General features: G+C 69.4%; 10 protein-coding genes and 3 pseudogenes. 8 read left to right on the plus strand and 5 right to left on the minus strand.

Translation table 11 applies throughout. The features are described 5' to 3' along the window. Window positions 1-117: 117 nt before the first annotated feature. A pseudogene (locus ACFOX0_RS30320) lies at window positions 118-356 on the plus strand (transposase); the annotation flags it as partial. Here ACFOX0_RS30320 and ACFOX0_RS30325 read toward each other — a convergent pair. Further along, window positions 353-2,488, minus strand: a complete 2,136-nt coding sequence (locus ACFOX0_RS30325; RefSeq protein ID WP_377552422.1) for an APC family permease — start codon at window positions 2,486-2,488, stop codon at window positions 353-355. The pseudogene ACFOX0_RS30320 and the gene ACFOX0_RS30325 sit on opposite strands and share 4 nt — an antisense overlap. 330 nt (window positions 2,489-2,818) lie before the next feature. Here ACFOX0_RS30325 and ACFOX0_RS30330 point away from each other — a divergent pair. The 4 genes and pseudogenes from ACFOX0_RS30330 to ACFOX0_RS30345 all read left to right on the plus strand — a co-directional run. Continuing rightward, window positions 2,819-2,932, plus strand: a pseudogene (locus tag ACFOX0_RS30330) (metal-sensitive transcriptional regulator); the annotation flags it as partial. A 66-nt stretch (window positions 2,933-2,998) separates the two neighbouring features. Beyond that, on the plus strand, window positions 2,999-5,095 hold the full coding sequence (locus ACFOX0_RS30335; protein ID WP_377552424.1) for a copper-translocating P-type ATPase: 2,097 nt from the start codon (window positions 2,999-3,001) through the stop codon (window positions 5,093-5,095). Window positions 5,096-5,141: 46 nt separating this feature from the next. Beyond that, window positions 5,142-5,618: a hypothetical protein gene (locus ACFOX0_RS30340; protein ID WP_377552426.1), complete on the plus strand. Its 477-nt coding sequence runs from the start codon at window positions 5,142-5,144 to the stop codon at window positions 5,616-5,618. Window positions 5,619-5,701: 83 nt separating this feature from the next. Further along, window positions 5,702-6,406 carry a DUF305 domain-containing protein gene (locus tag ACFOX0_RS30345; protein ID WP_377552428.1) on the plus strand — a complete coding sequence of 235 codons (705 nt, stop codon included), beginning with the start codon at window positions 5,702-5,704 and terminating at the stop codon, window positions 6,404-6,406. Window positions 6,407-6,514: 108 nt separating this feature from the next. Here ACFOX0_RS30345 and ACFOX0_RS30350 read toward each other — a convergent pair. Together ACFOX0_RS30350 and ACFOX0_RS30355 are read right to left on the minus strand one after the other, a co-directional pair. Next, window positions 6,515-6,988: pseudogene (locus ACFOX0_RS30350) on the minus strand (NF041680 family putative transposase); the annotation flags it as partial. A gap of 132 nt (window positions 6,989-7,120) precedes the next feature. Further along, complete coding sequence (locus tag ACFOX0_RS30355; RefSeq protein ID WP_377552430.1) at window positions 7,121-8,521, minus strand: cytochrome P450; 1,401 nt, start codon at window positions 8,519-8,521, stop codon at window positions 7,121-7,123. A gap of 85 nt (window positions 8,522-8,606) precedes the next feature. Here ACFOX0_RS30355 and ACFOX0_RS30360 point away from each other — a divergent pair, with 85 nt between their 5' ends. After that, window positions 8,607-9,161 (plus strand): TetR/AcrR family transcriptional regulator, encoded by a 555-nt coding sequence (locus ACFOX0_RS30360; protein WP_377552432.1) that lies wholly within the window; start codon window positions 8,607-8,609, stop codon window positions 9,159-9,161. Window positions 9,162-9,404: 243 nt separating this feature from the next. On the opposite strand, the gene ACFOX0_RS30365 is transcribed toward ACFOX0_RS30360, so the two are convergent. Together ACFOX0_RS30365 and ACFOX0_RS30370 are read right to left on the minus strand one after the other, a co-directional pair. Beyond that, window positions 9,405-10,277, minus strand: coding sequence for a class I SAM-dependent methyltransferase (locus ACFOX0_RS30365; RefSeq protein WP_377552434.1), 873 nt, complete (start codon window positions 10,275-10,277; stop codon window positions 9,405-9,407). 117 nt (window positions 10,278-10,394) lie between these two features. Beyond that, the gene (locus ACFOX0_RS30370) at window positions 10,395-10,985 is read right to left on the minus strand and encodes a helix-turn-helix domain-containing protein (RefSeq protein ID WP_377552435.1); all 591 of its coding nucleotides are present in this window, start codon (window positions 10,983-10,985) and stop codon (window positions 10,395-10,397) included. A gap of 93 nt (window positions 10,986-11,078) precedes the next feature. Between ACFOX0_RS30370 and ACFOX0_RS30375 the strand changes: the two genes are divergently transcribed. Together ACFOX0_RS30375 and ACFOX0_RS30380 are read left to right on the plus strand one after the other, a co-directional pair. Further along, the gene (locus tag ACFOX0_RS30375; protein WP_377552437.1) at window positions 11,079-11,843 is read left to right on the plus strand and encodes an FAD-dependent oxidoreductase; all 765 of its coding nucleotides are present in this window, start codon (window positions 11,079-11,081) and stop codon (window positions 11,841-11,843) included. Between the two features lie 126 nt (window positions 11,844-11,969). Continuing rightward, window positions 11,970-13,553: an MFS transporter gene (locus ACFOX0_RS30380; protein ID WP_377552439.1), complete on the plus strand. Its 1,584-nt coding sequence runs from the start codon at window positions 11,970-11,972 to the stop codon at window positions 13,551-13,553. The last annotated feature ends 185 nt before the right edge of the window (window positions 13,554-13,738 follow it).

Raw genomic sequence — 13,738 nt, forward strand, 5'->3', positions numbered from 1 at the left:
TATCCCGGCGATCCCGGCACGATCATCCATAAACGTCAGCGCCCACCGTGTCCCATCGCCTCGCCCGCGGTGCGGAACTCGAAGTGGATTCCGCAGGTCGCGGGCCGAGGCTGGTTGATCATTACTCGTGACCGCCAGGACGCCCACCGCCGCGCCAAGGGCTCCGCCGGCGGCCGGCCACCAGCCTTCGACCCCGAGGTCTACCGGCAGCGTCACGCGGTCGAGTGCGGCATCGACCGCCTCAAACGCCACCGAGGGATGGCCACCCGATACGAAAAGCTGGCCGTCCGCTACGAAGCCACCATCCCATCGCCATGATCAACGAGTGGCTACACGCACTTCGAGGCACTGCCTAGCCGCGAACGTGGACGGGGACGCTGGTGACGACGATGCCGGGTAGCGGGCGCACGGCGCGGCGTAGCCGTCGTGCGTCGTGGTGATGCAGTGGGCGGTGCCACCATTGCTTGACCACCACCTCCGGGAGGACGACGGTCAGGGTGATGTCGGGTCGTAGGGCGTGCAGTGCTTGAAGGTAGTGGGAGAGGGTAGGGATGATCGCCCGGTGCGGGGAGACGATGATCTCCAGCCGTAGATGGGCACCCCAGTATGTCCACTGGTGCCGGAACCTGTCGTCCTCTTCGTCGTCGGGGCTGACGTGCACCGCGAACACTGGCTGGCCCAGGGATACGGCGTAGGCCAGGGCGCGTAGCGCGGCCCGATCCAGGCGCGCCACCGGGACCACGGCCATATGCAGCACTTGCCCCGGGCGCTCTCCGTCTTCCTGACGGGGTTCGCCGCCCTGCTCGCCCGGTTCCGGCGATAGCGCGGCCTGTACGGCGTCGTAGTGGCGCCTGATCCGTAGCGCGGTCAGGATGACGATCGGTACGGCGGCGAGCACCACCCAGGCGCCCTCGACGAACTTGGTGAAAGCGGCTGTCACGAGGACGACGCCCGACAGCAGCGCGCCGGTGCCGTTGATGACGATGTTCTTGCGCCAGTGCGGGCCTTTCTCCCGCAGCCAGTGCCGGATCATGCCGACCTGGGAGAGGGTGAAGGCGAGGAACACGCCGACCGCGAACAAGGGGATCAGCGCCTGGGTGCGGCCGTGGAAGGCGATCAGGATCGCCGCGGCCGCCACTGTCAGCAGGATGATGCCGTTGCTGAAAACCAGCCGGTCACCCAGGCGCAGGAAGGCGCGTGGTGCGTAGCCGTCGCGGGCCATGAAGAACAGCAGCCGGGGAAAGTCCTGATAGGCGGTATTGGCCGCCAGCAGCAGAATCAGCGCGGTAGTGGCCTGGACGAAGATGTACAGCGGCCCCTCGCCGAAGGCGAGGTGGGCCAGCTGCGACAGCACGGTCTGGTTCGGTTTAATGGCCACGCCGTCTAGGTGGATCAGGGCGATCAGGCCGGCGAACATCAGGATGAGAAGGCTGACCATCCAGGTCAGCGTGGTGCGGGCGTTGCGCCATTCCACCGGTTTGAACACCGGGACCGCATTGGAGACCGCTTCGATACCAGTCATCGAGGTCGCCCCGGAGGCGAACGCCCGCAACACCAGCAGGACGCCCAGTCCTTCAGTCGCGGGAACCCGCGGTGGCGGGAGGGTGGTAAAGCCGCGGCGGGCCGCTTGTGCCAGGCCGAAGCAGATCAGCAGGAACACGGCAGCGACGAATGCGTAGGTCGGTGCGGCGAACAGTTTGCCAGCCGACCTGACCCCTCGCAGGTTGCCTGCCAGCAGCATGACGAGTACCGCCAGACCGATTGGCACCGCCGCCGGGGCCAGCCGGGGCAGGGCTGAGTTGATCGCGTCCACGCCGGATGCCACCGATACCGCGGCGGTGAGAATGTAGTCCATCATCAGCCCAGCTCCGGCGGTCAGTCCGAGGCGTGAACCGAGGTTGGCGCCGGCCACGATGTAGGAGCCGGCCCCGTGCGGGTAGGCGCGGATGGTCTGCCGGTAGGACAGGCCCACAGCCACCATAAGCACGACAAGCGCCAGACTGATCGGCAGGGTCAGCCGCAGAGCCGAGGCGCCCGCGAGGACCAGGACGGTGAGCATCGCCTCCGGTCCGTACGCCACCGAGGACAGCAGATCGGAGGACAGCACCGGCAGGGCAATCAGCTTGCGGATGCGCTCCTGCACGACGGCCGCGCTGTTGAGCGGCGGGCCCAGGATCACCCGCCGAAGCCGCGTCAAGGTCCCGCCCTCCGGCGACACCGGGGCTTCGGGCTGGTCAGCCACGAGCCGGTCCGGCGTCTCGGTTCGGAACTGCCCGACCGGCGCGATCCGGCTGAACCGGCCGGGCGCCGGCGTGGGGTACTGGTTGAGCGCGGGGTCAAGCGGCAGCGCCTCGGCTCGCCGCCAGTCCGGTAGCCCGGCGCTCCAGTCCTGGCCAACCTGGCTTAGTACTGCCAGCTCCTGCTCACTGAGTGGGGGGAGCTCAGCGGATGGGCTGAACGTCACCACCGCAGGCTCGCGGGAATCCATAAGGCATGCTATGCCGTGAAGGCGAGATTGGTCCCGGTTTCACAGTGAAGGGACGACGTCCGGGATCGTGACAGCCTCGAAGATGAGGACCTGCCTGGAACGCTATTTACCGGACCTGATTGCCCAGCCAGGCGCAACCACTAGACCCATCACAGCATGGCCAGGTCCGGGGCGAGAAAGGCGCGCTCGGGATACAGGCGGGCAGCGCGTCCGCGCCGGTGGATCAAGCTGATGGCACGCGGGCCGCTGGTGACAGCGACGTGAAGCCCGCGGACCTGCCGATCGAAGCGGAACTCGTCGCCCTTTCATCGGCGTATGCGAGATCTGGCAGGCGTGCTCGGCGACCACGTCCGGCGCTGCGTGCGCGAAAGGGCCGCCGACGGCCGCGCGGACGAGATGGCCACCGAGATGGCCGCCGTCGGCCGCCTCATGAAACGCGGCTGAGTGAGGCTCGAATCACCCTTCTGGTACCCCCCGGGGGTATATAGTGAGTGGTGAGGAGGTGACGAGATGTCCCGTCACTCGCACCAGCACGGCGATCACCCGACGGCTGCCGGCCATGGGCGGCACGGCACGTCCGGGCACGGGGGTCACGGCGGGCATGACAAGCACGCCGGGCATGATCCGGAGGCGTTCCGCCGCAAGTTCTGGCTCAGCCTCGCGCTGACCGTGCCCATCGTGGTGACCAGTCACATGGTGATGGAGTGGTTCGGCTACCACGTCGACTTCCCTGGCATGGATCTGGTTGGGCCGGTGCTGGGCACCGTCGTGTTCGGCTACGGCGGCTGGCCGTTCCTCCAGGGAGCCGTGCGGGAGGTGCGGGACCGGGCGCCGGGCATGATGCTGCTGATCGCGATGGCGATCACCGTGGCCTACGTGGCCTCGCTGGCCACCGCGCTGGGCGCGTTCGACCTGGACTTCTGGTGGGAGCTGGCCGCGTTGGTGAGCATCATGCTGCTCGGTCACTGGCAGGAGATGAAGGCCATCGGTCAAGCCCAGGGAGCCCTGGCCGCGCTCGCCGCGCTGCTGCCCGACGACGCCGAACGCATCGGCGAGGACGGCCAACCGCAGGCGGTGTCGGTCACCGACCTGCGCGTTGGCGACGTGGTGCTGGTCCGGCCGGGCGGGCGGGTACCGGCCGACGGCCAGGTGGTCGACGGCGACGCCGAACTCGACGAGTCGATGATCACCGGAGAGTCCCGGCCGGTCGCCCGGGGCGTCGGCGACCGGGTGGTCGCCGGCACGGTCGCCACCGACGCGGCGATCCGGGTACGCGTCAACGCGGTCGGCGACGACACCGCCCTCGCCGGCATCCAGCGGCTGGTCACCCAGGCGCAGCAGTCCAGCGGGCGGGCGCAGGTGCTCGCCGACCGGTTCGCGGCCTGGCTGTTCTACATCGCCACCGCCACCGCTGCGGTCACCCTCGTCGTCTGGACCGTCGTCGGCAACCTCGGCGAGGCGGTGGTCCGCACCGTGACGGTGCTGGTGATCGCCTGCCCGCACGCGCTCGGCCTGGCCATCCCCCTGGTCATCGCCCTGTCCACCGCCGTAGCGGCCAAGGGCGGGATCCTGGTGAAGGACCGGCTCGCGCTGGAGCGGATGCGCACCGTCGATGCGGTGCTGTTCGACAAGACCGGCACCCTGACCCGCGGCGAACACGCGGTGACCGGCGTCGCCGGCGTGGACGGCGCCACCGACGACGAGGTCCTTGCCATCGCCGCCGCGGTCGAGGGCGACAGCGAGCACCCCCTCGCCCGGGCGATCGTGTCCGCCGCCCGGGCACGGCAGCTGTCCCGCCGGGCGTCGGGCTTCCGGTCGCTGACCGGACGGGGCGTACGGGCCGAGGTCGACGGCGTCAGCTACGCGGTCGGCGGCCCGGCGCTGCTGCGGGAACAGGGCGTGGCAATACCCGAGGAGCTGACCAGCCGACAGCGGGAGTGGTCCGATCGGGGGGCCGCAGTGTTGCACCTGCTGCGCCTACACGGCGACCGGGTCACCGTCGTCGGCGCCCTCGCCCTGGCCGACGAGGTCCGACCGGAGGCCCGGCAGGCCATCGCCGACCTGCGCGACCAGGGCGTACGCAAGGTCGTGATGATCACCGGGGACGCCCGGTCGGTCGCCGAGTCGGTGGCCGCCGACCTCGGCTTCCGGCCGGGCGAGGACGAGGTGTACGCCGAGGTGCTGCCGGCCGACAAGGACGACGCCGTGGCCGGGTTGCAGAAGCGCGGCCTGCGGGTGGCGATGGTCGGCGATGGGGTCAACGACGCCCCGGCGCTGGCCCGCGCCGACGTGGGCATCGCCATCGGCGCCGGTACCGACGTGGCCATCGAGTCGGCGGGTGTGGTGCTGGCCTCCTCCGACCCGCGCGGGGTGACCGGGGTGATCATGCTGTCCCGGGCCTCCTACCGCAAGATGATCCAGAACCTGGCCTGGGCCGCCGGCTACAACATCGTCGCCCTGCCCCTCGCGGCCGGTGCGCTGGCCTGGGCCGGGGTGACCCTCAGCCCGGCCGTCGGGGCGGTGCTGATGTCGGCATCGACGATCGTGGTGGCGCTCAACGCCCAACTGCTGCGCCGCGTGCGCCTGCGCCCTGAGGAGGCGAGGTGACGAGGTTGGCGCCGCGAGCCGGCAGGTGCCCGGTAGCGTAATGGCCGTGACCGGTATGTCGGCAGTGCGAGGCGGATGGCTCGTCCGCTTCGTGCTGCTGACCGCCACCCTGATCGGGCTCGCGGCGATGCACAGCCTCGGTCACGAGCCCGCCATGGCTGACCACCACGACCGGCCGGGCATGTCTCCGATCACGCAAACGGTGCTCCAGCCCGCGGCGGCCTTGACGAAGACGGTTGCCGCGATGAGTGTGGCTGCCCCGAGCGGGTGTGCCGGGGATCGGTGCACCGGGCTGAGTTCCGCTTCGGGCGACGCGCCCGGGAACATGCCTGGCTGGGCCGTCTGCCTGGCGGTCGTCGGCGCGTTCGGGGTGGCGTTGGCGCTCGCGGCGGCCCTGCTGCGGCGCGCGACGGTCACCACGCCGGGCGACCGTCGCCAGGCGTCCGTGGCGGTTTCCCGCGGCCCGCCCGCCTGCCCCCGGTTGGGACGACGCGTCGCCGAGGTGTCGGTGTTGCGCATATAGGAGCGACCCCGCGGCGGGCACCCGGCTGTGCCCGCGCGACCGCTTCCGCGCATCTTCACCGATTCCGAAAGGCTTACTTCGACATGTCTCGTACCATCCTGCGCCGTGCCCTCGTGGCCGGCGTGAGCCTTACCGCCGCCGCCGTCCTGGTCGGCTGCGGCAGTAGTGACGACCACAGCGCGGCCGGCGGTGGCCACGGGTCGCCCACCGCTACCGCCCCGTCCGACGGCACGTCGTCCGCGGTGCACAACGCCGCGGACATGATGTTCGCCCAGATGATGATCCCGCACCACCAGCAGGCCGTGGCGATGGCGGGCCTGGCAGCCACGAGGGCCGCGGACCCCGAGGTCAAGCAGCTCGCCGCCCAGATCAAGGACGCCCAGGCGCCGGAGATCGTCACGATGAGCGGCTGGCTGACCGCGTGGGGCGCGCCGACGCCGACCGGTACCCCCACCGCCATGCCCGGCAGCGCCATGCCGGGCATGGACCACGGCGGCACCGCCATGCCGGGCATGAGTCAGGGCGGCAGCAGCATGCCGGGGATGGATCACGGCATGCCGGGCATGATGTCCGACGCCGACATGACCCGGCTGGCGGCGGCCTCGGGCCGGGACTTCGACCGGCAGTTCCTGACGATGATGATCGCCCACCATGAAGGGGCGATCACCATGGCGCGGACCGAGGCGGCGCAGGGCGCCAACGGCGACGCGAAGGCCCTCGCCGGGCGGATCAGCACCACCCAGCAGGCCGAGATCGACACGATGAAGACCATCCTGGCCAGAATCTGAACACCGGGTGCGGTGGCCGGACCCGTCCGGCCACCGCACCCTCAGCTTGTTCTTTACCCCGTTCGTTCTTTGCGTGCGGTGATGGTGAGGTCGCTTTTGACGGTTTCCGATGTCGTGACGGGGTGCTGGTCTGCGGTTTCGCGAGCCGGTTGGACGTCCGGGGCCTGGCCTTGCGGGTTTCGGTGCGTTGGTGGGCAGGGCGCTGTTCGCGCGGAGGTTCCGAAACCCTCGGCGGACTCGGGCGGGGGTGAGCCGGCTTGGTGGGGTGGGGCGTTCCCAGGGGCGACGCAGGTCCGCGGCGAGGGGTCGGGCGAGGCGGAGTTGGGTGTGCGCGGCGATGATCAGCCAGGTCCAGCGGTCGGCGGCCTCGGGGGTACGCAGTTTCGGCCGGGTCCAGCCCAAGGTCTGCTTGAACAGCCGGAACGTGTGTTCCACGTCAAATCTGCGCAGGAACGACTGCCACCATCGGTCGATGTCGGCGGCGTTCGCGTCGACGGCGGAGCACCACAACCACACCGGTTTGGGGTCACGGTCGGCGGGCAGGTGATCGACCTGTAGTCGGATCAGGGTGCCGGCGATGACCGCGCACCGGAGGAAGCATTGACCGACACGGCGTCCCCACACCGGGTCTTCTGGCTCACTACCGGACTCCCCACGCTCACCGCGGCGCTCCCTCGGTGCCGGCGGTCGGATCCATATGGGAGCCGGCCCGGGTCAGGACGAAACCGGCCGCATACGTACGCCGAGGTTCTTGGGGAACAGGGCGAAGGTCATGCGCTCCTTCACCGGTCCGGCGGACGTGTCCGGTTCGATGACGAACGACTGGCAGGTCATCGCGGCGAGCAGGGTCGTTTCCAGGAGAGCCAGGTTGCGTCCTGGACAGAACCGGGGCCCGTTACCGAAGGGCAGGTGCGGCTGGGCGCCGGGGACCGGCGCATCCTGGGTCAGCCAGCGGTCCGGACGAAACGCCTCCGGATCCGGGTACCGGCCGGTGTCGGTCTCGGCGCCGTAGGTCAGCAGCACGAAGACGGGTGTGCCCCGGGTGAGGCTCAGTTCCCGGGTACCGTCGGTCACCGTGGTGTCGGCCACCGGCTCCATCACGAGGTATGGCGCGGGAGCCCGCAGCCGCATCGCCTCGTTGACCACCGCTTCTGCGTAGGTCAGCCGGGACACCGCCGAGGCGTCCACGAGACTGCCGTCGCCGCCGAACACCTCGGCGGCCTCCGCCCTCACCCGGCGCTGGACGTCGGGGTGCGTCGCGAGGAAATGCAGCGTCCACGCTGCGGCGGCGGCCGTGGTGTCCTCGCCCGCGACCACCATCGTCAGGACGTTGCCGACCACGTCGGCGTCGTCGAGCGGGTCCTCGCCGTCCAGGTCAGCCTTGGCGAGCGCGGTCAGGAAGTCGACCGGCTCCGCTCCGTCGGCCATCCGTCGCCTGGCCTCCGCGTACCGGCTCAGGATCAGCTCGCCGATCTCCGCCACGGCGGTGTCGGTCCGGCGGTCGGCCGGCAGCCGCATCCACCGCCAGTACGGCAGCGGGCTGTTCAGCCGCCGGCCCAGCGTGCTGAACACCAGCGACAGTTTCCGGTGCAGGCCGGCATCGGGCTGGTGGCCCATGGTCAGGCCGATCGACACCTCGAGGGTGTACCGCAGCAGTTCATCGACCACGTCGATCCGCTGGCCCTCCAAGGCGCCCCATCGGTCGCGCAGCCGTCCGGCGGACCGGAGGATGGTGCCGAACGAGGCTCGCACGTACTTCGCATTGAGGCCCCGCATGGCGATCCGGCGCAGCCGGCGCCAGTCGTCGCTCTCGGCGTTGAACAGTCCGTGCGCGCCGAGCTCGTCGATCAGGTCGGACACGAACCTGGCCCGGCGGAAGCTGGTCGGCCGGTCGCGCAGCACCGTGTCGATGATGCCGGGCTCCGAGGTAACCACCACGTCGGTGCCCGGGAAGCGCATCCGGAACGTCGCGCCGTATTTTTCCCGCCAACCGTACAATCGGCGGTGCGGAATGGCGCCCCGCGCGAAGGCCGGAAGGTTGCCCACCACGGGCAGCCCCGGCGGCCCGGCGAGGTCGGCGACGGTCAGCAATTCCGTCCTGGCATCGGTTTCCATCGGCTACTGGTCCCCTCGGATCGATTCACTCCAGCGGCCAGTGAACACGTGTTAACAGGATTTGTCGAGCAAGGGAGCGACTCACGTGCGAACGGGCAGTCTGTATGACCAGCTGCTGGAGGCCGCTATGACGCTCGCCACGTCCCGGCTGTCGCTGTCCATTCCGTCGCTGCGGTCGGTCGCCCGCGAGTGCGGGGTCACGGCCAGTGCCGTCTACCGCCACTTCCCGTCGCAGAGCAGCCTCAACCGCGCGATGGTGCAGAGCATCGACGCGTCGTTCGTGGCCGCCCTGACCGCCACGGACGATCCCGCCCGGGCTTCGGTGGAGCGGCTCCGCGCGCTGGCCGAGGCGTACCTCCGATGGGGTCTGACCAATCCCGGTCTCTACCAGCTGCGGTTCGAGAGCGCCGACCAGCTCGGCCCGGACTTCGTGCGCACTGAAGCGGCCGACAAGCTGCTCGCCCACATCGACGACCTCCTGGTGAGCGTCCACAGTGGAACAAAAGCGACCGCCGAGGACCTGTGGGTCGGACTGCACGGCGTGGTCTCGATGCGCATCCATAAACCCGACCGGCAGTGGAACACCGACGCCGCCGCCCAGGTCGACAAGCTGCTCGACGCCTGGGGCCTGACGGCCTAGTACTGCTACGGCAGGTCGCCGCTTCGTACGGTTCTGGATCGTTTCGTAGGTCGGTGTTGAGGTTGTCGGCGACGGTCAAGCCCACGACGCGGCGTGAGGCCAGGTCGATGACGGTGGCCAGATACAGCCAGCCTTTCCAGGTGTTGATGTAAGTGATGTCCTACGCCGACCGTCGAACTATCCCCAGTCATCCCGAAAGGCTTGCTGCCAGCCAGGAAGCCAACCACGCTTGGGGGTTCGGGGTCAGCTGCGGCGGGCGGCCCAGACGGTGCGCTCGGTGCGTAGTGTCAGGTCACGTCGGCGCAGGATGCCGCGCGAGCTGCTGGTGTCGAGGAGTTGGTCGAGCGCGGTGAGGTCCTCGGCGGAGAGCCTGTCAACGATGACACTGCGGATGCGCTGCAGGATGCCGAGGGCATAGCGGCTGATCGCCTCGCTTTGCGAGCCTTCGATGTTGACGGCGACGGTGCGCTGGTCCTCGACGGTGAAGCCGGCGGCGGTCAGCATCGGGCCCCAGTCGGCGCCGCGGTGGGGCATGTGTTCGGCTTGGAGGCGGTCGGCCGTGGCATGGACGCGCTCTTCGAGACCGGGCCGGTCCTCGGGGGCGCTGTCGGGCAGGAAACGGGGATGGCCGGCCAGTTCCACGACGGCGAACAGGCCGCCGAGCGCGAGCGCATCGTGGACGGTGCGCAGAGCGCGGTCTGGGCGGGTCATGTGGTGCATCGAGGCAGACGCCCATACCAGGTCCGGTGAGCCGAGGTCGGGCCAAATGGCTTCATCGAGGTCGGCCTGTACCGTGCGCACGCGGTCCTGGACGCCGCGGGCGCATGCCTTGGTGCGCAGGCGCTGAAGGTGGTCGACGGATGCGTCTATGGCGGTGATGTGCGCGTCGGGGAAGCGGTCGAGGAGGGCGAAGGTGCCCGCGCCTGTGCCACAGCCCAGATCCACGATGTGGTGTGGGCTGGCTTGCAGCGGCAGCCATGCGGTGATGGAGGCGGTGTGTTGGGCGAGGACCTCGGCGTCCAGGTCGAGGATCTCTGCCTGGCCGTCGGTTCCGTGTTCGTGGTGGTGCTCCTGTGCGGCGCTGTGCTGGGGGGTGTGGATGTGTGCGTGGGTCATGGATTTGACTCTAGGGCGACCATGCGCCTCTGGCACTAGATCTTCCTTTCTACGCAAGAGGATGGTGTGGTGTGCTGCCCGACGCGCAATTGAGCGCCGAGGCTGAGGCGCGGGCGGTCATTCCGGAGAGTTCTGAGCCTCGCCATCGTCGTCGCGCTGGTGGCTGCGGCGGGCGTCGCGGTCGAAGATCCCCAGGATCTCGCAGAGCCCTGTCTCGGCGCCGATCGCGTGCGGCATCATCGTGGGGAACTCGGCTGCCTGGTTGGTCTCAAGGCGGTAGCGGCGGTTGCCGAGCATGAGGACCGCAGTGCCGGACAGGACGACGAGCCATTCGCGCCCCGGGTGGGCACGCATGCGCGCCGGGTTCTCGGGGGGTGGGTCGGCCAGGCGCTGGCGCACCACGCTCATCCCGGGGTCTGCCTTGACAGTCCAGCGCATCCGCCCGTGGGTGCTGTCGATCGTCGGGCTGGTGACGACGTCGTCGGTGGCGGTCTCCACGAGCTGATCAAGCGTGGTGTCCAGAGCGCGGGCGAGGGTGACCAGCTGATCCAGGGCGAGGCGACGCTGGCCGTTCTCAATACGGCTTAGTGAGGACTGGCTGAGGTGGGCGCGGGAGGCCAACTCCTCCAAGGACCAGCCTTGCGCCACCCGCAAAGCGCGGAGGCGTTTGCGTACGAGGCTGTCCAGATCTCCATCTCCTTGCGTCATGGGCAAAACTATATGCCCTGAGTGCAAATCTGGTTAGCGTCGTTTGCAGATCGTCCGCATCGTGTCGACCACCCACAAAGAAGGACAGGAGCCATGGCCGTGACAGCTTCTCCGTACGCGAGCGACGCACTGCCCGAGGCTACGGTCGACGTGGTGGTGATCGGCGGGGGCGCCGCAGGGCTGAACGGTGCGCTGATGCTCGCCCGCTCCCGCCGCATTCTGGTGGCCACCGGACTAACGGATGTGCTGCCCGAGGTGCCCGGGCTCGCCGAACACTGGGGGCGCAGTGTCGTGCACTGCCCGTACTGCCACGGCTGGGAGGTGCGCGATAAGCCCATCGGCATCCTCGCCACCGGCCCGGCCTCCACCGGCCATGCGCTTCTGTTCCGTCAGCTGACTGAGGATTTGACCTACTTCACCCACGGCACTTGCCTGGATGAGGACACCCGGGCCCGCTTCACTGCCCGCGGCATCCGCATCATCGAGACAGCGGTCAAGGAGGTCGTCAACGACGAGGACGGTGCCCTCGCCTGGGTGCGCCTGGCCGGCGGCCAGGTCGTGGCCCGCCGCATCCTCGCAGTTGCCACGCAGATGCAGGCCCGCGCCCAGGGCCTGGAAGGTCTGCGCCTGCCGACGCGGGATCTGCCCGACAACATGGGCAGCGGCTTCGCCACCGGCATGGCCGGCACCACCGAGGTGCCGGGTGTGTGGGTGGCCGGCAACGCCACCGACCTCACCGCCCAGCTCGGCGCGGCCGCAGCGGCCGGAGCCCTGGCTGGCGCCCACATCAACAGCGCACTGGCCACCGCGGACGCCGACGCGGCCCGCCACGCAGCCCCGGACGGCACACGCCCCTGAGATCCCGGCCCGGCACCTGCCGCCGCGACCACCTGGCGATGCGCGCGGCGCCCCACCACCCCTCATTCTGCTGGGCGACCGGCCCTGCTCCGGTGCTGTCCCGGCATGCCCTTCGAAAGGAAAACCATGAGTACAACCCAGCCCGCACAAGCCGCGCACGCCAGCGGGGAGGGCTTCCCCGACGCACGTCAGCTGCGCAAGGTCCTCATCGCCGTCTCCGTCGCCCTGATGGCGGTCATCGCCTCGGTGACCGGACTCAACGTCGCGCAAACCCACATGGCTGTGGAATTCGGCGCGTCCCAGAACACGGTTCTGTGGATCATCAACATCTACACCCTGGTTTTGGCAGCGCTGCTGCTGCCGCTCGGCGCACTGGGCGACCGCCTGGGCCGCAAGCCCATGCTCATCGCCGGTCTGAACGTCTTCGGCATCGGCACCGTCGTTGCGGGACTGGCCCCGAACGCGGAAGTGATGCTCGCCGCCCGCACGGCCGGCGGTATCGGCGCCGCAATGATCATGCCAATCACGCTTGCTGTCATCACCTCCACCTTCCCCGAACAACAGCGCGGCAAGGCGATCGGCGTGTGGACCGGCATCGCCGGAGGCGGCGGCATCCTGGGCATGTTCCTGTCCGCGCTGCTCGTCGACGTCGCCGACTGGCGTTGGCTGTTCGTCCTACCGGCCGTCCTCGTCGCCGCGGCCCTGGCCATGACGCTCAAGTCTGTCCCCAACTCCCGCGAGACCTCGTCCCACCGATTCGACACCATCGGCGCTCTGGCCTCCGCGATCGCGGTGACCGGCCTGATCTTCGTCCTGCAGGAAGGTCCCGAACGCGGCTGGACCGCCCCCCAGACACTGATCAGCCTCACGGTCGGCCTCATCGCCGGCATCTGCTTCATCGCCTGGGAGCTGCGTCGCCGTGACACCGGCCTGCTGGACGTACGGCTGTTCCGCGAGCGCACTCTCGCCGCAGGCTCGATCACGCTTCTGGTCGTCTTCGGCGTCCAGGCGGGAATCGGCGTCGTCCTCTTCCCGTTCTTCCAGGCCGTACTCGGCTGGTCGGGCCTACTTTCCACGGTCGCGATGATGCCCATGGCCGTCGCGATGATGATGGCCTCGGGCCTGGCCCCCAAGCTCACCTCACGTACCGGCGCACGCGCCACCATGGCCGTGGGCATTGCCCTGGCCGGCGTCGGCATGGCGCTCATGGCCCTGTTCGTCTCCGCCAGCGGCGGCTACCTGTCCGTACTGCCCGGCCTACTCGCCATGGGCATCGGCATGGGCCTGTCGATGACCCCCTCCACCGAAGCCATTACCGCCAGCCTGCCGCACCAGAACCAGGGCGTCGCCTCCGCCCTCAACGACGTCACCCGCGAGTTCGGCACCGCGCTCGGCGTTGCCCTGCTCGGCGCACTGGTCTCCGCTGGCTACCGCAGCGCCATCGACGACAGACTGCACGGCATCCCCCAACGCGCTGCGGACACCGCCCGCGAAGGCGTCGCCAACGCCGTCGAGGCCGCGACCACCACCGGACCTCACGCACAGGACCTGCTCCACGCAGCCCAGCAGTCCTTCGTCGACGGCTGGCAGCAGGCCATGTGGGCAGGTACCGCCATCATGTGCGTCCTGTTCGTATACATCGCCGCACTCGGACCCAAGAGGGTCCAACGACTGCATCGCGACGCTGGCCACACTCGGCTCGGTGCTTGACGACTTCCCGTACCTGCCCGTCGTCGTGGTCGGCGCGGCGGACGCGCCGGGACTGTAGAAAGAACGGTGTAACTCCTGATCAAGGAGACGCACCTGATGACCGTGACGACTGACGCCGTGGATACTGCCGCGGTGGCGAAGAAGAAGCAGCAGGAGCCTGGCCTGCCGGCCGGGGTGAACGCCGA

Origin of the sequence: Micromonospora zhanjiangensis, from assembly GCF_042650605.1 — a bacterium.
GTDB classification, from domain to species: Bacteria; Actinomycetota; Actinomycetes; order Mycobacteriales; family Micromonosporaceae; genus Micromonospora_J; species Micromonospora_J zhanjiangensis.

Bases quoted from the DNA above. Each gene is read 5' to 3' on its own strand.
- ACFOX0_RS30355 (WP_377552430.1), bottom strand. From the start codon at position 8,521: ATGGAAACCGATGCCAGGACGGAATTGCTGACCGTCGCCGACCTCGCC.
- ACFOX0_RS30325 (WP_377552422.1), bottom strand. From the start codon at position 2,488: ATGGATTCCCGCGAGCCTGCGGTGGTGACGTTCAGCCCATCCGCTGAG.
- ACFOX0_RS30345 (WP_377552428.1), top strand. From the start codon at position 5,702: ATGTCTCGTACCATCCTGCGCCGTGCCCTCGTGGCCGGCGTGAGCCTT.
- ACFOX0_RS30365 (WP_377552434.1), bottom strand. From the start codon at position 10,277: ATGACCCACGCACACATCCACACCCCCCAGCACAGCGCCGCACAGGAG.
- ACFOX0_RS30335 (WP_377552424.1), top strand. From the start codon at position 2,999: ATGTCCCGTCACTCGCACCAGCACGGCGATCACCCGACGGCTGCCGGC.
- ACFOX0_RS30380 (WP_377552439.1), top strand. From the start codon at position 11,970: ATGAGTACAACCCAGCCCGCACAAGCCGCGCACGCCAGCGGGGAGGGC.
- ACFOX0_RS30375 (WP_377552437.1), top strand. From the start codon at position 11,079: ATGGCCGTGACAGCTTCTCCGTACGCGAGCGACGCACTGCCCGAGGCT.
- ACFOX0_RS30370 (WP_377552435.1), bottom strand. From the start codon at position 10,985: ATGACGCAAGGAGATGGAGATCTGGACAGCCTCGTACGCAAACGCCTC.